This window comes from Legionella adelaidensis, assembly GCF_900637865.1.
Lineage (GTDB): Bacteria > Pseudomonadota > Gammaproteobacteria > Legionellales > Legionellaceae > Legionella_A > Legionella_A adelaidensis.
In genome coordinates this window covers 85,002-106,436 of the sequence record NZ_LR134428.1, presented here as the reverse complement: position 1 = coordinate 106,436, position 21,435 = coordinate 85,002, and the positions used below count along the sequence as shown (strand labels likewise).

Here is a 21,435-nt window from a genome sequence, read left to right as displayed (position 1 = left end):
CGGGGCGTTGCAATTTTGATCGACAGAATACCAATCGCTGTTGGTTGATTAAAATAAATCCCCTACCTAAAACATTTCAAATGAAGTATTCCGGCATATTAAAAAGGAACTTTATGCACTTTATATTAGCTATTGATCAAGGGACAAGTAGCACACGAGCAATTATCTATACTACTAGTGGAAAAATGATTGCAACCAGTCAATATCCTGTTCTTTCTAAATATCCCTATCCTGGCTGGGTAGAACAAAATCCGGAAGAAATTTGGGAAAAAACATTGCGCGCAATTAAGGAAGTTATAGCAAAAGTAGAGGTAAAAAAATTAATTGCTTGTGGGGTAACTAATCAGCGGGAAACAACTGTCATTTGGAATAAAGAAACAGGGGAATGTCTTTATCCAGCTATTGTTTGGCAAGATAGGCGTACGCATGTTTTTTGCGAAACACTCCTTGCGGACACTGCAGTTTTTCAAAATAAAACAGGATTACTGCCGGATCCTTACTTTTCTGCGAGTAAACTACAGTGGTTATTAAATAATGTAGAGCCAGCGAGAGAGTTGGCAAAACAAGGCAAATTAGCTTTTGGCACCATAGATACTTTTCTCATTTGGAGATTGACAGGAGGGAAGTCACATGTAACTGATATAACAAATGCTTCACGGACATTGTTATTTAACATTAATGATTGCCATTGGGACGAAGAGCTTTTACAGATTTTTAAAATCCCGGCCTCCATTCTCCCAAAGGTCCATCGCTGTGATGCAAATTTTGGCACGATAGAAAAAACATTGTTTGGTAAATCTATTCCAATAACCGGCGTGGCTGGTGATCAGCAGGCTGCCTTAGTAGGGCAAAGAGGTTTTCAAATAGGAAGTATTAAAGCAACTTTTGGTACCGGTGGTTTTCTATTGTTAAACACAGGAAACAAACCTTCACACTCTCGGTATAGATTACTTACTACAATTGCCTATCAAATAAAAGAAGAATTGGCATATGGTATAGAGGGTAGCTTATACCATGCCGGCACAACGGTTAAATGGCTAAGAGATGAGCTAAAAATTATCAATCTGGCTAGTGACACAGAATCCCTGGCAAGAAGCTTATCCAGTAACGAAGGTGTTTACTTAGTCCCTTCGTTTACCGGTTTAGGTGCGCCCTATTGGACAAATACACCTGGGGCACTTATTTGTGGTTTGTCGCGCAATAGTAATCGTGCTCATTTTGCCAGGGCAGCCTTAGAAAGCGTATGTTATCTCACTCGAGAAGTGTTAGCTTGTATGAAAGATGATACTGAACTCGATTTTTCTATACTACGTGTGGATGGGGGGATGGCAGCCAACGATTGGTTTTTACAATTCTTAGCCTCACAAAGTAATTTACAGATTCAACGACCCCATGATATTGAAACTACTGCACAGGGAGCTGCTATTTTAGCCGCCCTGGGTTGTGGGGAAATCTCTTCTATTCAGAAGCTGCAAGAAGAATGGACTTTCGAAAAGGCTTTTTTTCCTGAAGAGGATAAAAATAGGATTGAGAGAGATTACCAGGGATGGAAAACAGCGTTAAGTAAAGTTTTATAAAATTTTTCTTAGTACACCCCAATTTTTGTCATTTACTAAGAAAATTTTTAAAAACAGCTTGACCCTATTGTTGCTATATACCTTACCTTTGTTTTTAAGGAGGGGACACAATGACTCAATGGTTCGTAAAAGATTTAAGTAAGTTAACTGGCGTTTCGGTGCAAACGTTACACCATTATGATCGCATAAAGTTACTACAACCGTCTTTAAGACTGTCCAATGGTTATCGTGTCTACTCTGAAAAGGATTTATTGAAATTGCAGCAGATCATTGCTTTGAAGTTTTTTGGTTTTGAATTATCAAAAATTAAAGCCTTGCTTTTTGAGGGAAGTAATGCCATTCAACACTTTGGAAACCAAGCTCAAGTGTTGGAGCAAAAGGCAAATGCTTTACTTCAAGGGGCGAAAACCTTACGTAGTATTATTGATTCTGTTGACGATGAGCAATCTATCCCTTGGGAAACAATTATTCATTTAATAGAGGTATATAACATGACAGAAAAATTGGAACATAGCTGGGTTGCAGAAATTTTCACTCCAACTGAATTAAAACAATATGCAGAATTCGAAAAGGAGTTAAAGAAAAATTCAACACCTGAACAAAAAGTGGCATTTGAAAAAACTTGGTTAGATCTAGTCGAAGAGATTAAAGCTAACCTTGATGAAGATCCTTGTTCATCTGTAGGTATTCGTTTAGGCAAGAAAACCATGGAATGGGTTAATGGAGTTTATGGAAAAAAATATGCTCACCTCAGAACAAAAAAGTTTGAGCAGGGTTTTGGGGAAGGGAAAGGTCTCGAGGAAGTGGGGTTAACGCCTGAAGTAGTATCTTGGATGGATAAAGCAATGGATGCGTATTGGCGTGATAGAATTTATGGCATTCTTTCGCAAGTAGGAAAAGCTCCTGCATCAATCGTTTTAAAGCTTTGGAATGAAGTTTTAGACGATATGTATGGAGAGGAGAGTGCGCGTAAAAAAGAACTATATGAAGTAGTTTTTAAGGATGAAAAAATCAGTGCGGAAGCAAAGATCTGGTTGAGAAGTCTTTAAGTTTGGCAGAACATACCAACTGAAAGCAGTTTTGGTGGTTGGGCCGGTGGGCCCAACCTGCGTTCCTACATATGGCACAAAGACTTATTATCATAAAACTCAATACGTGGGTTATCTTTAAAATGAATTTGCATTGCATAATCGCTAAGTAAGGAAGTCCCAATAATCATTGCGGGGGTGGCTCCTTGTGCTTTTCTTTCGTGGTGGTTTCTCAAAGCTGTCGGGTGAGCGGGAGGTAACCCTTTCGTGAAAACTAACCTTACATAACCTTCATCACAGCCAGCGCGATTGAGGTATGTTTTGGGATCTAACTTTAAAAAACTTACCTGATTTGTTTTTGCGTTTTCAAAACCTATTTGAACGGTAGGAAAGGCTGAAAAATTGACGTCTTTTTTTATTATGCAATAATTTTCATTCCAAAATTTTTCATCCAACTTGTCATTAGCGGCACCCGCATGTTGAAAAATATATTGGTGTAAAGGTGTAAATAATTCAGGATCTAAAACAATAAATCCTCCTGTACCCGTATCTATAATAGCGCCTTCAAATTTATCAGCCGTTTTTATGATAGGCTTTCCCTGTTTATCATAAAAGCCGGAAGTATGAATTTCATAGAACTTGCTTGGGACTCTGGTACTCACGAGCATGGGAGGTTCTTTCATTTTATAAGAGCCTATATGTAAAGCGCTTTTTCCTTTATCAGCACATAATATGAAAGTCAGATCAGAAAATTTGTTAAAATTTTCCGTTACCTGTAATAAAAATGGAACAAAATCCACTTGATCTTCACGCAAATTATAGTGAATTAGTCCCATAATACTGGAGGGCTGGGTACTATCTTTTAAGACAAAAACTTTCATTTTGGTTTGCCCCTTACCTTCTGCTCCAAAGGTGAGGGGGGTCAAAAACTCGAGTGCTTTATCATTGGCAGAGCCGTAGGTAAGGTTAATAGTTTTTTTGGTTTCACCTTGTTGCAAAGCATCGGGATTCACAGAGCCTTTGGTAATTTCATTCTTGCAAGTAGGACAAATTTCGGGACTTCCAACAAAAACCAAACTTGAACTTCCGGTGTCTATGATAGCTTCAATGGGCTGGGCGTTGGTTTTACCAACATGAATAGGTGTTGTGTAGACACCAAGCTCCGCATAGTAGGAGAGAGGAAGGGTAATTTTATCTTCTAAAGTCGTGGTAGCTGCAAAGCTATTAATACAAATAAAAAAAATTGAAAAACTTTTAAAAAGCATTATACCTCCCTGTACGATTAATTTATCGATCTAACGAGCGTGCGGATGGCTCAGGGTGCGGCTCAGAAATTGTTTTCCTGATTTCCATCGCAGCCTTATACCATTCTGAGCTGGTAATGTTAGCAGCCGACAGTTGTTTGCCCTTGAATCCCTCAAAAATTTCTTGAGCCGCTCTCTCTTTTGCTTCTTTATTATCCGGGGTAGCAGGTTGTTTAAGATTCACCGCGGATTCGGTTATCATTAAGCCAGTCGTTTTCAAGTGAGCAATATATTGTTCAGCGATTTTAGCAACAAAAGGGTCTCTTGTGTTGATTTTTACTTCCGTACCCTTACTTAAAACATTATCAATCATATTAATGATAGTGCCCGCTAAGCGTTGTTGATATTTAGCCGGAGGTTCGTCTGGTTTTTGTTTAGCACCACTTTCTGTTAAAACTGCTCTAGGAATATCATCTTTATAACTAAAAATATATTTATGACCAGTCGGTGCTTCAACTCGGAGCCCTTTTTCACAGAAGTCCTCTAATTCAGGTTCGGTTAAAGTAGTAGCATTTACTGTAAGAATTATTTCGTTTTCATGATCCGCATCAGGGTTAAGATGCTCATTATGGTATTCTCTAGATATGCTTCTTTGTAATAAAGCGTAAATTCGCATAGAAGACATCTTTGGCACAGGCTGGTCAACTGGTGGTGTCTCAATACGAGCATCTTCAGCAGGTTTTGCTTTTCCTTTAGGTGCTTCGGCCCTGGCACGTTCCTCTTCCTCTGCTGCCCTTAGAGCATCTGCTTCTTGTTTTTCTTTTTGTTGTTGTAACAATTTGAGCTGAGCTTCCCATTCTGCATGAATTTGTTGGTATTTTCTTAAATAGTCTGTAAAAGTTTCATTGGTAAAGGTTGGATCTACTTTATCCCATTGCTGATTAAGCTTTGTAACTCGTGCGTCAAATTTTGTAATTTTTTCATGAAGTAATTCCAGAACACCAAATTCAGGTTTATTCTTTATATTTGCTGCCTTTTCTAAAGTTTCAGCAAATCCTTGCAAAAGATTTTCCATTAAAGCCTGTTTGTTATGCAAAGCGTCTTGATTTAGGGCTGTCAATTGTTGGTGTAAATCTTGATTTCGGGCGAGTAAGTCTTGGTTTGCATGCTTTTCTCTTAAACGCTCTTGATCAAGTACCTCAAGGGTTCCTCTAAGTTCTGTTAATGAGTCAGAAAGCCAGGAAGCTTCGGCTTTTTGTTCCCTTAGCGCAACCTCTAATTGCTCTCTTTCTTCAGCTGAAGAGTCTCTCAATGTATGCAATTGATCTTGTAAGCCTTGATTTTGAGTAAGTAAGTCAGCGATTCTTTCTTCTTGTAACTTGAGCAATGCGGCTTGTTCATCAATGGTTGTTTGCTGTTGTAGTAGGGATTGCTGTAGATCTAAAACGCTCTGTTCAGCAATTGCTAACTTTTCCTGTAATTCAGTGCGCTCTCTGACTTGATCAGCTTGTAAGCCTTCGATTGTTCGTTGGTACTTTTCTATTTCCCTGGTTAATTCAGCTTCGTGACGTTCTTTGAGCGCGTCTAGTTGAGTAAGGAGATTAGCTGTTTCTTCTCGCTGTTCAAGTAACGCCCGAGTCGCATCACTCTGTTGTTTGCGTGATTGCGCAAGTTCATGAGTTAATTCAGTGATGCGTTGATTTTTACTTTCAAGAAGGGCTGATTGGGTTTCTACTCTTGCTTGTAAAGTTTCAACCGTACTTCTTGTATCTGCCAATTCTTGGCGTAAAGAATCCACTTCCTCTTGATGACTAGCCATAAGCTCAGCAGTTTGGCGCTCGGCTTCTCTTCTCACTGCGGCAAGATCTACCTGGCGCTGTGTTTCTAAGTGTGCCAGTTCTTGCTGCTTGGCGCGGGTTTCTGCTTGTGCGGCAGCAAGTTCTTCTTGTGTAGATGCTTGAAGGGAAGCTGCTGACTCCAGTTGTGCTCTTAGCGCTTCAATTTGCTCGAGACTCTCAGTATTACCTTGTATGCTAGCGTCTAAACGTTGTTGTAAAGAGGTGACTTGTTCTTGTTTTTCATCCAAGGCAGCTCTAAGAGGGGTAAGGGTTTCTTGATGCCGTGTTTCTAATCGTTGTAATGCTTCAGCACTGTTTCTTTCGGCTTCTTGCAGCCTTGTTTGCAATTCGGCTTGCAAGGCTTCCAAGTCTGCTTGTAACTGTTGTCTTTCCGCTTCCGTAGTAGCATTTTGAACAGCCAGTTCTTCTACTCTACTGGCGTGTTCTGCATTTAAAGAGGCGATTTCAGTCTCTTTGGCGCGTTGCGCACTGGCTAATTCTTCCTGGCGCTGCGCTTCTAACCGTTCGAGTTCTTGCTGCTTGGCGCGGGTTTCTGCTTGTGCGGCTTCAAGTTCTCCTCGTGTAGTAGCTTGAAGAGAAGATGCTGCATCGAGTTGTGCGCTTAATTGCTCTATTTGAGCTTGTTTAGCAGCATTATCCCTCAGGCTCGCATCTAAACGTTGTTGTAAAGAACTGACTTGTTCTTGCTTTTCATCCAAAGCAGCTCTAAGAGGGGTAAGGGTTTCTTGATGCTGAGCTTCTAATCGTTGTAATGCTTCAGCACTGTTTCTTTCGGCTTCTTGCAGCCTTGTTTGCAATTCGGCTTGCAAGGCTTCCAAGTCTGCTTGTAACTGTTGTCTTTCCGCTTCCGTAGTGGCCTGTTGGGTAGCGAGCTCTTCTACGCGGGCGGCATGGCCTGCATTTAAAGAGGCAATTTCATCCTCTTTGGCGCGTTGCGCACTGGTTAATTCTTCCTGGCGCTGCGCTTCTAACCGTTCGAGTTCTTGCTGCTTGGCGCGGGTTTCTGCTTGTGCGGCTTCAAGTTCTCCTCGTGTAGTAGCTTGAAGAGAAGATGCTGCATCGAGTTGTGCGCTTAATTGCTCTATTTGAGCTTGTTTAGCAGCATTATCCCTCAGGCTCGCATCTAAACGTTGTTGTAAAGAACTGACTTGTTCTTGCTTTTCATCCAAGGCAGCTCTAAGAGGGGTAAGGGTTTCTTGATGCTGAGCTTCTAATCGTTGTAATGCTTCAGCACTGTTTCTTTCGGCTTCTTGCAGCCTTGTTTGCAATTCGGCTTGCAAGGCTTCCAAGTCTGCTTGTAACTGTTGTCTTTCCGCTTCCGTAGTGGCTTGTTGGGCAGCGAGCTCTTCTACGCGGGCGGCATGATCTGCATTTAAAGAGGCAATTTCATCCTCTTTGGCGCGTTGCGCACTGGCCAAATCTTCTCGGCGTTTTGTTTCTAATCGTACCAGCTCTTCTTGTTTAGCGCGGGTTTCTGCTTGTGCGGCAGCAAGTTCTTCTTGTGTAGATGCTTGAAGGGAAGCTGTTGATTCCAGTTGTGCTCTTAGCGCTTCAATTTGCTCGAGACTCTCAGTATTACCTTGTATGCTAGCGTCTAAACGTTGTTGTAAAGAGGTGACTTGTTCTTGCTTTTCATCCAAGGCAGCTCTAAGAGGGGTAAGGGTTTCTTGATGCCGTGTTTCTAATCGTTGTATTGTTTCAGTATTGTTTCTTTCTGCTTCATCAAGGCTTCTTCGCAGTTCGACTTGTAAGGCGTCTAAAGCTTTTTGTAACTGGCGTTTTTCTGTTTCCGTAGTGGCTTGTTGGGCAGCGAGTTCTTCTACTCGGCTGGTATGGTCTGCATTTAAAGAGGCGATTTCATCCTCTTTGGCGCGTTGCGCACTGGCCAAATCTTCTCGGCGTTTTGTTTCTAATCGTACCAGCTCTTCTTGTTTAGCGCGGATTTCTGCTTGTGCGGCAGCAAGTTCTTCTTGTGTAGATGCTTGAAGGGAAGCTGTTGACTCCAGTTGTGCTCTTAGCGCTTCAATTTGCTCGAGACTCTCAGTATTACCTTGTATGCTAGCGTCTAAACGTTGTTGTAAAGAGGTGACTTGTTCTTGTTTTTCATCCAAGGCAGCTCTAAGAGGGGTAAGGGTTTCTTGATGCCGTGTTTCTAATCGTTGTATTGTTTCAGTATTGTTTCTTTCTGCTTCATCAAGGCTTCTTCGCAGTTCGACTTGTAAGGCGTCTAAAGCTTTTTGTAACCGGCGTTTTTCTGTTTCCGTAGTGGCTTGTTGGGCAGCGAGTTCTTCTACTCGGCTGGCATGGTCTGCATTTAAAGAGGCAATTTCATCCTCTTTGGCGCGTTGCGCACTGGCCAAATCCTCTCGGCGTTTTGTTTCTAATCGTACCAGCTCTTCTTGTTTAGCGCGGGTTTCTGCTTGTGCGGCAGCAAGTTCTTCTTGTGTAGATGCTTGAAGGGAGGCTGCTGACTCCAGTTGTGCTCTTAATTCTGCAATGCGAGCTTCTTTTGCCATAAGCTCGTCGCTAGTAGATCTTAGGGAACTTTGTAATTCACTAATTTGCTGCTTGGTGGTTCGTAGCTCGGCTTCAATAGGTGCTATTCTTTCTTCATATTCCGCACGAAGAGATTCCAGTGCCTGGCTAGCTTCACTTTTAAGCTTAGCTACTTCTTTTGCTTGTTCCCTTTGTAATGTTTCAAGGGCTGATTGCTGCTCTTCTAATTTTGCCCTGGCAGTGGTGAGCTCACTTTCTGTCGCTGATAATTTAAGTTGTGCTGATTGTGCAGCATGAGAAACCGTGTCAAAGCGGGCATGCTGAATTTTAATTTGCTCTTTTTGCTCCGCTAACAATTGCTCCAATCTGCTTATTTCGCCACGAGAGGAAGCTAAATTAGATTGTTCCGCTTCCAACGCATTACGGTGCTCCGCTTTTAATTGCTCTATCAGCGTAGTATGGGTATCTCTAACATGAGATAATTCTTCTTTATGCGTTTGGGTTAGCCTTTGGGCTTCGGTGACTAACGCTGCATTTTGTTGTTCGGCTCTAGTCAACGCATCACGGGTGGAGGCTAATGCTTCTTCTGCACTATGTGTCCTCGCAGTTTGAATTTTTATTGATGCAGTCGCTTCATCTAGTTGCGTCTGTAATAATTCTATTTGTCGTTTAGCCAGGGTTAGGGAGGAATCCATCTCGGAATTAGCCTGAATTAACTGGGCTACCCTACTTTCTAGTTGTTCATTTATTTGTTTAGAAGCAGCATACTGGCTGGCTAATTTAACGGCTTCATGTTCAGCGGTTTCAGTATGTTCCAGCTGTCTTTGTAATCTTTTAGCTAATTCTTCTTTTTCTTTTTCTACTCCTTGTAATCCCTCAATACGCTGCAGTAATTCGGTTTGTTGTTTCTGAAAGCCACTAATTTGCGATCGTAGTTTTACTGCGTCGGCTTCACTGCTTGCTAAATTTAACCGTAGCTCTGCAATTTGCGCTAACAGTTGGGAATTTTGTTCATCGCCTTGGCTAACTTTAGTTTGTAATCTACCGATCATTGCCGCATGGGCTTCATTTTCCTTAATAAGCGCAGCTTTTGCTCTTTCTAACTCTGCATTGGCGTCTTTAAGTAGGGTTAATTGCTGTATTTTCCCTTCTAGAAGGCTAACTTTCACTGCATGGTCTGAACGCGTCCTCGCTAACTCATCTTGCGCACCTTTAGCCTGGGCATTTGCTTCTTCCAATTCTGCTTGCGCTTTTTTATAGGCAATTCTAAGACGTTCCGCTTCTACTTGATGCGTTTGTAGTTGAGGATGAACTTTACCAAGTTCTAATTCCAGAGATTTTACTTGCTCGGTTAGTTGAACTATACGTTCGTGAAGTGTGCCTACACTTTGTTTTGCAAAGGCTTTCAATAGAGCGGGAAAATCGTGTTGTTGAATGGCCACTTGCTTTAAAATTTCAGGCATTACCAGTTCAAGGTTTACCTTGGCATGCTCGACCCGGGAAGCTTTAGGTGTAACTTCTTCTAAAAGACGGGTGAAGAATTGTTTAGCAACATTATCTTCCTGTATACCATCTTTTAAGGTAACTAGCATTCCTTGTATGTAAGGTAATGCTATTGCATCATTTTGTAATAAAGCGCGTAAAGCAGCGTGATTGTTTTCCTCTTTAGCTTGCTCTGTTAACCAGCGTTGGTTAACTAATAAAGCGATAACCCGCGCTTGTTGCTCGGTAGGAGTTGCCCGAGTGTGATCAGAGGAAATACTGTCCAAAGTCATGCGCAAGACTTTTATCTTTTCATCAAAAATACCGGGGGCGTTCAAATAATTTGCAAGAGGATTTACAGGATGCGGATTGCTAAATAAGTCAACGAGAACTTCAGAGGCCTCTTCTCCACACTGGGTTCGAATAGCAGATAATAGTTTTTCTAACCGTCCAAATTGTTTTTGCTCTAATAAATAGTTACAAAGGTTTTTTCCCTTCTCATCCGTTTGTTTGTACAAAGTGCTCCATTGCTCAGAAGTAAAGCCGGTTGCTTCGGCTAGACGTAATAAGCGATCAAGACCTTCGTAGTTTGAATGTGCCGCCGTAATTAAAGCAGGGAAGGCATTAGTACCCTTTGGTGCAGTCAATAAAAAAGAATGCGCATCTTTAGGGCTTGCTTCGAGCTCTTTCCATGCAATAGCAGTATTGGTTTTACCATCTTTTAAAAAATTATGGTAAGCAGTTACATCGTCCGGTAAAAAAGGCATGTTAATTATTGAATGGGCAGTCATTGGATTTTTAGAATGGACTGCATTGTAAGCACTTAGCATTGAGCTGAAAAGCTTTTCATTACCAAAAATAGAAGATAAATGCATCGCTTGGGCAATTTGCTCATCATACACATTACTACGAGGTAAGTATTTTAAAATTAAATCCAGTTGCTCACTATTATTATTGCGAATAGCAATATGGAATGCATTAGTTGCCCATTTAATATGAGGTTGGTTCTCCCTGGGCCCATATTCCTTCATCATTAAAGCAAAAATATCTTCTTCTTTCATCCCCGCTTTAGTAAGGGCTTCTACTATTCCCCTGGCAGTATCAGTGAATCCTCTTTCCAGAGCAAAATGAAGCAATCCTTGTTCTGCTACTTGTGCAACAAAATGCGGATTTTCCACCTGGACTTGTTCCAATAAAACATTTGCCAAGCGGTTTTGCCCTTTGGCAATCATGTCTTTTAATAAGTTATAAAGAGGACCGCCTGGTATAAATTTGTCAACAAATTTTTGAGGGCTAACAGCTTTCCTTAAAATAGCCTCGGCTTTATCTTTTTCCGCGTCAGTTGAGGGTAGTGTTGCAATAATTTCTAATTCGCTAAGGACGCCATTTTTTTCTAATAAGCTTCCTAAGGAAACTTCCTCAGAATGTGCATGTTTCTCTAAAACGGTAGTAAGGAGGTCGGTATCTTTTAAAGATTGTAAATAATCAGGATCTAATAATTTTTGATAATCTCTTATACATTTTTGGGCTAAATCTAAATTGGCACTCAGTTCTTCCTTGGTTAAGCCTTCGCCGGTAGCTACTGCGGTGTGGACACCGTGTAATACTTTAGCAATATTCGCTTGAATTTGCGTTTTAAGATCCGATTCGACAGGATTAGTACTGCATTTTCTTTGTAATTCAACTAAATGCCTGTAAAGATGTAAAGGTTCCCCTTCGCGCTGATTAGAGGGAATGTACATAACTGCACGTGGATTACTGTATACTTCGGGAGGGACAACTTCTTGGACATCAATTGTGTCACCCCGTCCACAAGCGAAAAATTCATTAAATTTCTCCGCATTTATAATTTTTAAGCCCTGCGGTACACCCTGGTCCACCTCAAGCACATCAGGAACAATATAATCATTAACCGCACGTCCTTTAACGAGTTCAAAATAGGCTTGACGATTGCAAATCCCAAAAGTCATTGCGGTGAGAGCCCAATTATCCATACGCGGATCGCTATTATCCAAGATTGTATCAATTCCTAGCATACCGGGCGGTAGACTTATATTACGACGATCGGTTCCCAAGACTAAATTAGGGGCAATATAAGCAAGCGTGCCATTCCGTGCACCATGAAGTACCTGTAAGTGCGGGTTAATTCCATAAAAAATATCCACGCCCACTTTTTTTACGAATCGACCTTGCGCATCTGTTACTTCCTCACCTTGTTTTTTTGCAGGCAAATCTTTGCCAAAGATTTGTTGAAAAATCTTTTCAACATCTGCTTCACCTGCATCGGGCGCAGTATATTTTTGTTGAAAGCCACCAGTTGCCCAGTCAATAAATGTTACTTCGCTGCCATTGTAGAGAAAATTTTCCGGTTTAATATCATTATGGGCAAAGCCTAGTCCCGCGAATCTTTGGGTTTCTTTGACGATAGCTTTTGCTAAACGCAGCCTGGATTCCAAGTCCGTTTCCAGGTTCGCAGAGGGTCGTTGAAGAGGATTATGATAGGCAATACTATCTTTTCTAAATTTAACTAATTGACGATTGGCAATATCCGCATATGTATCGCCTTGCGCTCTATCCATTAGTATCTGATACTCATGCACCGGGCCTGTACCGGTAAAAAGCTGTCCTTTCGGTTTCTCTTTTCCGGGTGTTATCCAATATTGCGTAGTTTGGGCTTTTCCACTCGCGGACTGTGCAGCAGAAAGGTTTTGCATGATATCACTTTCAATCCGATAAAGTGGATCATCACGAGCCGTTATAGGGCGTGTTCTTAAATCTTCTCTTGCTTTTTCTTGGAAGGTGGGGTCGGCAACGGGTACATATCCTTTCTTGATGACTTGATTTAATCCAGATAATAAAGCCTCAACTTCCTTAACCGAACCATATTGGCCCACACCTAATAAACGGTTATGGGTAAAAAAGCGCTTTTGCTCTTTGCCAGCGCCAATATAGGCTTCTTCCAGTCCAGCAAAAGGCGCCACAATCCCCCGGCTACCGCCATATGAAAAAATAAATTCGGCATTACCTTTTGGCTTAATAAGCGAGTAAGGTAAAGTCTTATCTCCCAAATCAAGCATAACCTGCATTTCTCTTCCATCTTTGTGTGTACAAGTAACCGTGATTGGGCTCTTTTTTGAATGCGTGATTTTAAATTGAAAATCGCTAAAATCTTGCGTTCCTAATTGTTGAGCAACTTGGCTTATCGCCTTAAAATAGGTATTTTTTTCATCATCCGTCAAAACGGGCTTGCCCGAATGAATGCGAGAACTTAAAGTAACAAAGTCTCTTGCCATTTCTGTAATGTCATTTTCAATTCTTGGCAAATCGCTTTCACTGAGGCCAAGTGTTGGTAACATGGCATGGTATTCTTCTAAAAAAAGAGTTGTTAAAGCGTGAATTTTCTTATCGTCACTTTGATCTGATTCAAAGATAGTATGTAAGAGAGCTAATTTTTCTTGCCGCTCTTGCGTGCTAGATTGCAATATTAATGCTTTGTTAAAAATTACTCTTAAATCGGGAGGTATGTCGTCTAATCGGACCTGCGTCATTCGAGCCATGGTAGCGTCAATGGCTTCTGAAATCCCGGAGACTTTTACTGCTTCTTGGAATTTCCCTTGATCCATTAACTCAAGCGCAAAAGAAAGCTCTCTGGATAAAGGCTGAATATAGGGCGTTACCAAATTTATTTCGAGTAATTTTCGTAAAATTAATTCATCGCTTGCAGTGAGGCCTAACTGGGAAATATCTTCTACTTGATCCAAAAGTATTTGTTTTCTCGCTTCGATAAATTTTTGGCGGCAGGTTGTATCGCCATCGAAATCAATTTTTCTAGCAATTTCTTCGAGAGTCCTGCCCGTATACACTTTTTTCATAGGAGGCGGAGACTCATGAATAAGTCTAAGAACTATAGTATAAGCGGATTGATTAAACCCACCACTATGTAGGATAGTATCCAGTATGGTTTCCTCATCTACTGAGGGAGAACAAAATGTTATGGAAATGGGTCCGGAGGGATCCGTCTCGATAATTGGCTTGTCAAACTCATTTTTAATGGCTGTTCTTATAAGATCAGTAGCATTGGTGCGATAAGTTGATTTTGCAGTAAATTGTTTAGATGTTTTTAAATCACCTAAAGGAAAGATTTTTTCCCTAATGCTTGCGGAAACCGAAGAGCTTATTGAGCGAGGTGAACTGGGTGTATCGTCCGCGCTGGGAGAAGCTAACGCGTGCGCTGCTGCAGGTTTCCTTTGCTTTGGGGGAGAAAGAAGGTCAGCAGCAGGTGGAGGATCTACCCGCATTTTTTTTACCACCTCTAAAGCTATCTCAAGCTTACGTTCTACAGGGTTTAATTTTTTACCAGAGCCTACCGTTTCAACAGGTGCTACGGTATACATAGCACCATATTTAGCAATAGCCAATCGTTCTACGATGTGTCGATAAACCCAATTACCTAAGTCGCCTTGTTTGGTAAATAATTCAATATCGCGAATATTTCTACCCCAAAATAAGTCCAGGGCAATATTATCCTGACGCTTACTAATATATTCTTGCCGATCTTCTTGACCAAAACGTAAGGTATGGCAAAGCGTGCTGAAATCCTTTAAGGCTTGAATGGTGTCTGCATCATTCCAATCTTTAGCGGTGTTTACTTGCAATTTGTCAGCAACATTTTCAATGAGGGTTAGAAGTGTTTTACCCGCTGAGTTATGGTAATTAGCTAGACTATGAAAAATGCCAGATTGGTGTGTTTCTGGTAATTGTTCATTGAGATGACGTAAAAATTGACCATAATTAATAATTCCTTGCCGTCTATCAACAACTGAAGAAGTCTTATCAGCCTCTCTTTCCATAATAGCAAAAACGCCAAGTTCGGCTAATTGCTGACATTGTGAACGCAATTCCGAATCCTCGGTGGTGTCATAGGTTTGAACTGCTTGCTCAACCATATCTTTGATTTGAGCGCTCGTTAACGTAGCCAGTTGCTCTTCTTGTTCTGTTTTATTTAGTCCAAATAAAACATGAGCAAAGATTTGGGCTTGCCATTGTTTAATAACGGGAGGGGCATCACTAAGTGTTTCAGCAAGATGGGGCAGGTTTTTGAAATTCTCTGCAAATTGGATAATAAAATCAGGGGAAATGGCAATATGCTGTTCCCAATCCAATGTAGGATTCTCCGTTTTTATATCTTCTATTTGTTCAGCAATACCTTGAACTGTGGCGGCTCTTTTTTCTTTATATTCCTGGAGTAATTTATCGGCGTTGGTGTTTTCAGGAATACTCTCAGGCAATAGGGCTAGCTCTTTTGAAATTACTTCTTGCTGGGTAGTGAGATCCAGGAGGGCACTTTGGATCAAAGCCACCCTTAATGTCGATGCAGTTTCCGGAGAAAAATTTATTTGCTTTATACCTGCTATAAAATGCTTACAATATGTCATTTGAAAAATCCCAGGGAAGAGGTGGTATGCACCGACTTATGTAAATTTTAGCTGAGAATCCTTAAGTAATTATGAAGACATCTTCTTCATTGATAGTATGTGTGATGAAAAATGTCAACCTGTATGCGATTTGAGTAGTCAGATTTTTAATTCAATACCCGAATTCGGGGGGATAATGACAAAGTATAAAGCCGATAACTTAATCGATTGTGGCGAGGACATGAGCCGAAAAATAGCTAAAACTGCTAGTTACAGACAACCCCGTTATATAACTGTGGCACTTAGTACGCTATTTATTTTTTCTCTTTTTTGCAGTGCATTATTACTATTTATTATTCAGCCTGTCGTTGCCAAAATATTGCTTCCTATCTACGGCGGGACGCCGTCGGTTTGGACAATATGTATGTTGTTTTTCCAAACATTGTTATTGCTTTCTTATACTTACGTATGGTTTTTAAGTAAATGTAAAAATAAGGTGTGGCGTCTCATTCATATTGGATTAGTAGTGCTCAGTATGGTTTATCTACCTATTCATTTCATACCTGAGCGATTAAATTATCTTCCTGAGTTTTCTATATTAGCGGTTTTAATAAAACAAATAGGTATACCTTTATTTTTATTAGGCGCTTCTGCCCCTTTATTACAATTTATTTTTGTAAAAATTAAAAATAATCCCGGTGCAAATCCTTATTATTTATATACAGCTAGCAACGCAGGAAGTTTGCTTGCATTACTAAGTTATCCCTGGTTAATCGAACGTTTTTATACAGTGAGCCAACAATTTTATTTCTGGAACACAGTATATTTCATCTATCTGTTTTTATTATTGGTAATTTTTTTACTCCCTACACACATCCATTCTGTTATCAAGATAGAGCACGTCTCGATTAGTTTACGTCAGAAAATCAAGTGGATTTGGCTTAGTTTTCTCCCTTGTAGTTTGATGATGGGGGTAACCTTTTATATTAGTACGGATGTGGCGGCTAGTCCTTTATTCTGGGTGCTGCCTTTAAGTTTGTATTTGCTTTCTTTCATTATTACCTTTTCAAAAAAGCCGGTTCTACGCCATGAGTGGGTGGTTAGGAATAGTCTATTTTTTCTTATTTTTCCTCTAATTGGATTTGTGTATGGGGCTAACCAAATTATTGCCTGGCAAATTATTTTAGCCAACCTGGCGAGTTTTTTTATGATGGCTATGCTATGTCATGGAGAGCTGGTTAGAACGCGTCCCCAGCCAGAATCCTTAACTACTTTTTATTTCTGTCTGGCTTTAGGAGGTTTATTAGCGGGGTTGTTTAATGGGATTGTCGCCTCCTATTTATTTTCCAACGCGTATGAATACCCTTTGGTATTCTTATTATCCTTGTCGGCTATACCTATAAAAAAGCGAAATAATGAATGGGTAGGCGTATCGATTGCTTCCTTTCTAATAATCCTAAATTATTTCTTGGCTGATGTAGCTTTATTAAAATGGGTGGAAAATTATCATGTTTTAGAGCTGGTCGCACTGGCTGTTTTATTTATATGGGTACAAAGCAAGCGCAGCTTTTTAACAGGGATGACCCTTTTATTTATATTCATCTTTTTGCCTTGGTTTAAAAAGGGAGACTATTTAATTCAAGTACGTAATTTTTATGGAGTAAAACAAGTCATTCATAACGAAGGCACGCACATTTTAATGAGCCAATCCACGGCACATGGTTTTCAAGTGGTAAATCAGATATCGCAAGGGGATATTGCTTATTATGCTCCTCCCGCTATCGCCATCAAATGGTTACAAGAAAAAAATCCAAAAATAAAGGGCATTATTTTAGGTGTAGGAACTGGTTTAATGGCTTGCCAATTTCGGGCACAAGACAGTTTGTCTTTAGTAGAAGTAGATGAGCAGGTTCTTTCTATTGCACAAACTCCACGACTGTTCACCTATTTACGAGACTGTCCTCCACAAAAATATATTATTAAAGAAGATGGGAGACTCGCTGTTGTAGCTACGCCAAATAATACGTTTGATGCACTGATTTTGGATGCATTCAACTCAGATGCTATTCCTGTTCATTTATTAACGAAGGAAGCTTTTGCCATTTACAAACAGAAAATAACCACCGGGGGGGTCATTTTAGTCAATATTAGTAATCGCCATCTAAACTTGTTACCTGTAGTCTTGGGAGCAGGGAGAGGACTCGACTTAATTGTGTTGCATCAGAAAGATCCCGGAAATTTAAAGCGTGGTCAATTTTCATCGGAGTGGGTGGCACTCACGCAAAATGAGGAATTGGCCTTTCATATGATGCGTCAAAATTGGAGTTTTGTAACAAAAGCAGAAGAGATGGTGTGGACTGATAATTATTCAAATCTTATACCTTTGATGAAATGGTAAACCATTTAAAATATGGCTTAATAATTTCTTAATATCCGTTTTATATACTTAAATTGTCTCACATTGGCAGAATTGTAATGAAACGAATAACTCAAACATTAGAATTTTTTTGCGAACTTTTAAAAGGCGAAAACAAACGCACTTTAGCCAGCTATTTAAAAGCAGCCTATGGGAACAAATTAGCCGAAATTTACAGTGATTTTCATACTAAAAAAATTAATGAAGATGCTGAAATTGCCGCCGCTGTACAGGAAGTCTTGAAATTAATAAATATAGATCAGATTAAAAAAGAGCGCTTTCAAAACGCTAATATAACACTTTATGAATTCCTTTCTGAGTTACAACAAATTACTAAAAGACAAAACGCGCAAGTTAATGAATTTATTCGCATAATAAATAGCAAAGATAAAAGATTGGAAAATATAGCTGCAGTCACTTCTATTGGTGCAATAGGCATACTGACACTTTCTCCCGTCCTTCTAAATAATTTACCCATGATTGAAGCCCTTTTGGGATCTGCCATCTTTTTCCCAGTTGTGGGTCTTGTATATACCATTGCAACGGGTCTTTATACGCTATATCAAAGCGTTTTTGATTTTAAAACCCCGGTAATGCAACGTTTTACGGATAATTTCTTTTTATCGGCAAGTACTGCTTTAAATGTTGCGGCTTATAGTGTTCTTATTTCCGCAGCAGTTTCCGTTAATCCAGTAGCAGCCATTCTTTTTGTTGCTGCATCTTCAGTTGATGTCCTGAAAGAAAGTTTTAATTTAATTAAGCTAAAATTAACTTCTCCTGAGAGAAAGATAAATCCAGATGATTCTTTGGCTGACAAACAAGAAAAAGCAAGAGCAGATTTTGAATATAAAAAGGCACGCAATAATTTATTTATTGCACTCGGTGGTGCAGGTGCCATGGTAGGGATTATTGCTGTCTGGTCTTTCATACCCGGTGGTATTTTCCTAAGTGTGGCTGCAGTAGCTGCTATCGGTGCGGTGTACCTCGCTAAAACATTGCTAAACAAATATAGCGAAAATCGCTTAAAAGAAGAGTTAGAACAAACATTTGAAAAATATGAACAGGAAGAAGCAGCCAAAGGCACTAAACCGACATTGGATACCTCGTTAGAAATGGCTCCCATGAGAGAAGGGCATAGCTTAATCGATGGTTTATTATTAGACGCTAAAAGTACTGCGGCCGCTGGGTCAACTCCTGCTCTGAGGGCGCAAGTAAAATCTCCAGCACATACTCAAGTGAGTGCAAGCAAGGTGGGTATGTTTAGCCACTCTGAGGGCTCTGCAGCAAAAGCAGTAATTGATTTAACGCCCTCAAATGACAATACAGGCCATAATGAACCTATCCCAGATCAATTACCTGTAAGTGTGAAAAAACAATAATTAACCGACCTCGGCTAAATTTCCTTTTGCTTCTAACCATACCTTCCGATCATTAGCTCTTTTTTTAGCCAACATCATATCCATAATAGACATGGTATATTCGTCATCCTCTAGTGTCAGTTGTACTAACCTTCGGGTGTTAGGGTTCATTGTCGTTTCCCGCAATTGCAAAGGATTCATTTCTCCCAACCCTTTAAAACGCTGAACATTAATTTTACCCTTGTAAGTTTTAGTGAGTTGAGCAACTAACTTATCTTTCTCCTCATTGTCCAAGGCATAATGTACTTCTTTCCCTGCATCAATACGAAAAAGAGGGGGCATGGCAACAAAAACATGGCCTGCTTGCACCAGGGGTTTAAAATGCCTTAGGAATAACGCACAAATAAGGGTAGCAATATGTGCGCCATCCGAATCGGCATCAGCAAGAATACATATCTTGCCATAGCGTAAACTGCTCAAGTCGGCCGAGCCCGGGTCTATTCCTATTGCCACGGAGATATCATGAATTTCCTGAGAAGCCAAAATTTGATTGGAGTCAATTTCCCAAGCATTTAATATCTTTCCACGTAAAGGTAAAATTGCCTGGAAGTCTTTATTTCTGGCTTGTTTGGCAGAGCCGCCTGCAGAGTCGCCTTCTACTAAGAATAATTCAGCCTGACTTAAATCTTGCTGTAAACAATCTGCTAATTTTCCGGGCAATGCCGGACCTTGATGTACTCTTTTTCGGGCCACTTGTTTGGCTTGACGCAACCGTTTTTGTGCCTTTTCAATGGCCATGGTAGCAATTGCTTCACCTTGGGTACGGTGCTCGTTAAGCCATAGGGCAAACGCATCTCGAATAACGGCATGCACCACAGCGGCAGTTTGTCTTGAACTGAGACGTTCTTTGGTTTGACCGGCAAACTGAGGCTCTTTCATTTTTACCGATAAAACATATTGGCAAGAGTCCCACAAATCTTCTGCTGCAAGCTTGACTCCGCGCGGGATCAAATTACGCAATTCACAAAACTCTGACAAAGCTTCGAATAAGCCTGAGCGCAACCCATTAACATGGGTTCCTCCTTGGATGGTGGGAATTAAATTTACATAACTTTCGTTAACCGAGCCTGCTGTATTTGCTGACCATACCAAAGCCCAATCAACCATGGTTTCTTCACTTTTAAATTCACCGGTAAAAGGCTCTTCGGGAAGTGAATCTACCGGGACTGATTGATTTAAATAATCTGCTAACCCTTTCTCATAACACCAATGGAGTTCTTCGTTGGTAATTTTGTTTATAAAGGTCATTGATAAACCAGAACAAAGGACGGCTTTGGCACGGAGAGTATGGGTTAATTGTTTTATAGAAACGCGCGTGGAATCAAAATATTTTTCTTCTGGCCAAAAGCGGATAATCGTACCGGTATCTCTTTTTTTTGTGAGCCCTATTTCGTTTAACTCAATTTGTTTTGCGCCATGCGCAAAAGCCATTTGATAAATAATTCCATTGCGTTTAATAAAAACTTCGAGTTTGGCGGATAAAGCATTTACCACGGAAACACCTACACCATGTAAGCCCCCGGAGAAAGTATAGTTTTTATCAGAAAATTTCGCCCCAGCGTGTAAACGCGTCATAATAACTTCAACACCACTCAACCCGAGTTGAGGGTGTAAGTCCACCGGCATACCGCGGCCGTTATCCTCTACTTCAATGGAGCCGTCTTCGTGCAAAGTGACTTTGATTGTAGTGGCAAACCCCGCTAAGACTTCATCAACACTGTTATCGATTACTTCTTGGGCTAAATGATTGGGCCTTGTGGTATCAGTATACATTCCAGGACGACGCTGGACCGGCTCAAGCCCGTGTAATACTTCAATTGCTTCGGCTGTGTAATTTTCGGACATGTGGTTGAAGCTCACAGAAATGAATAGTTTAACATAAGCACATATTATATTGCGAACAGTGCAAGTACTACCAGCCAATTTGCAATTACAAATTTACTCAAATTCGTTGGTTACTGCGGCTAAAGAGCGCGCCGACGTTGATTTGAGAGCTATGAAAGCCCTTCGAAAACAGAGAACATTAGAGTATGAAAATCTGGGCCCTAGACTAGAATTTGAGTTGGAACCACCAGTGTCGGAGGAATCACCGCGCTTTAAATAATGCGCTTATCATCGTAACCTGGTTGCTAGTCAACCAGGTTTTTCAGTTCGCTTGTATATCTGCATTTCTGTATAAGTGAATTTATATTTGCTCACAACGAATAATTTGATATGCAGGGGTTTCATAAGGATGCGATTCTTTTAAAGCGTGTATTGCTTTTCTAACCACCTCTTCAGAACAAACCATCTCCACCTTATATTCCATTACTTTTTCTATAGTATTAACCGTGCCAATAAAGGCATTACTACCTTCTTTGGGCATAAATTGCCCTTCGCCTTTTATTTCCCACGAACAATGGGTGTAATTCCCAATTGTTCCTGCGCCGACAGCAAAAATGGCATTTTTTACTATCTCGAGATGCGTAGCTGGAACGTAAAAATAGAGAAGGAACATATAC

General features: G+C 40.5%; 8 protein-coding genes. 4 read left to right on the top strand and 4 right to left on the bottom strand.

Annotated elements, in window-relative coordinates; genetic code table 11:
- The first annotated feature begins 113 nt into the window (after nt 1-113).
- The gene (glpK, locus tag EL206_RS06360; RefSeq protein ID WP_058461833.1) at nt 114-1,577 is read left to right on the top strand and encodes a glycerol kinase GlpK; all 1,464 of its coding nucleotides are present in this window, start codon (nt 114-116) and stop codon (nt 1,575-1,577) included.
- Between the two features lie 110 nt (nt 1,578-1,687).
- A complete protein-coding gene (locus EL206_RS06355; protein WP_058461832.1) occupies nt 1,688-2,626 on the top strand; it encodes a MerR family transcriptional regulator in 939 nt (312 codons plus the stop codon).
- A gap of 65 nt (nt 2,627-2,691) precedes the next feature.
- Here EL206_RS06355 and EL206_RS06350 read toward each other — a convergent pair whose 3' ends face one another.
- A complete protein-coding gene (locus EL206_RS06350) occupies nt 2,692-3,870 on the bottom strand; it encodes a pepsin/retropepsin-like aspartic protease family protein (RefSeq protein ID WP_058461831.1) in 1,179 nt (392 codons plus the stop codon).
- A 22-nt stretch (nt 3,871-3,892) separates the two neighbouring features.
- Nucleotides 3,893-15,121, bottom strand: a complete 11,229-nt coding sequence (locus EL206_RS06345) for a hypothetical protein (protein WP_141117166.1) — start codon at nt 15,119-15,121, stop codon at nt 3,893-3,895.
- A 175-nt stretch (nt 15,122-15,296) separates the two neighbouring features.
- On the opposite strand from EL206_RS06345, the gene EL206_RS06340 reads away from it, so the two are divergent.
- Nucleotides 15,297-17,498: a spermidine synthase gene (locus EL206_RS06340; protein ID WP_232048530.1), complete on the top strand. Its 2,202-nt coding sequence runs from the start codon at nt 15,297-15,299 to the stop codon at nt 17,496-17,498.
- 77 nt (nt 17,499-17,575) lie between these two features.
- Entirely contained in the window at nt 17,576-18,895 is a 1,320-nt protein-coding gene (locus EL206_RS06335; protein WP_058462835.1) for a hypothetical protein, read from the top strand.
- Here EL206_RS06335 and parE read toward each other — a convergent pair whose 3' ends face one another.
- Nucleotides 18,896-20,779, bottom strand: a complete 1,884-nt coding sequence (gene parE / locus EL206_RS06330; protein ID WP_058462834.1) for a DNA topoisomerase IV subunit B — start codon at nt 20,777-20,779, stop codon at nt 18,896-18,898.
- Nucleotides 20,780-21,119: 340 nt separating this feature from the next.
- Nucleotides 21,120-21,431 (bottom strand): YqfO family protein, encoded by a 312-nt coding sequence (locus EL206_RS06325; RefSeq protein WP_058462832.1) that lies wholly within the window; start codon nt 21,429-21,431, stop codon nt 21,120-21,122.
- Between the last annotated feature and the right edge of the window lie 4 nt (nt 21,432-21,435).

Excerpts from the sequence above, each read along its gene's own strand:
- glpK (WP_058461833.1), top strand. The coding sequence starts at position 114 with ATGCACTTTATATTAGCTATTGATCAAGGGACAAGTAGCACACGAGCA.
- EL206_RS06355 (WP_058461832.1), top strand. The coding sequence starts at position 1,688 with ATGACTCAATGGTTCGTAAAAGATTTAAGTAAGTTAACTGGCGTTTCG.
- EL206_RS06350 (WP_058461831.1), bottom strand. The coding sequence starts at position 3,870 with ATGCTTTTTAAAAGTTTTTCAATTTTTTTTATTTGTATTAATAGCTTT.
- EL206_RS06345 (WP_141117166.1), bottom strand. The coding sequence starts at position 15,121 with ATGACATATTGTAAGCATTTTATAGCAGGTATAAAGCAAATAAATTTT.
- EL206_RS06340 (WP_232048530.1), top strand. The coding sequence starts at position 15,297 with ATGACAAAGTATAAAGCCGATAACTTAATCGATTGTGGCGAGGACATG.
- EL206_RS06335 (WP_058462835.1), top strand. The coding sequence starts at position 17,576 with ATGAAACGAATAACTCAAACATTAGAATTTTTTTGCGAACTTTTAAAA.
- parE (WP_058462834.1), bottom strand. The coding sequence starts at position 20,779 with ATGTCCGAAAATTACACAGCCGAAGCAATTGAAGTATTACACGGGCTT.
- EL206_RS06325 (WP_058462832.1), bottom strand. The coding sequence starts at position 21,431 with ATGTTCCTTCTCTATTTTTACGTTCCAGCTACGCATCTCGAGATAGTA.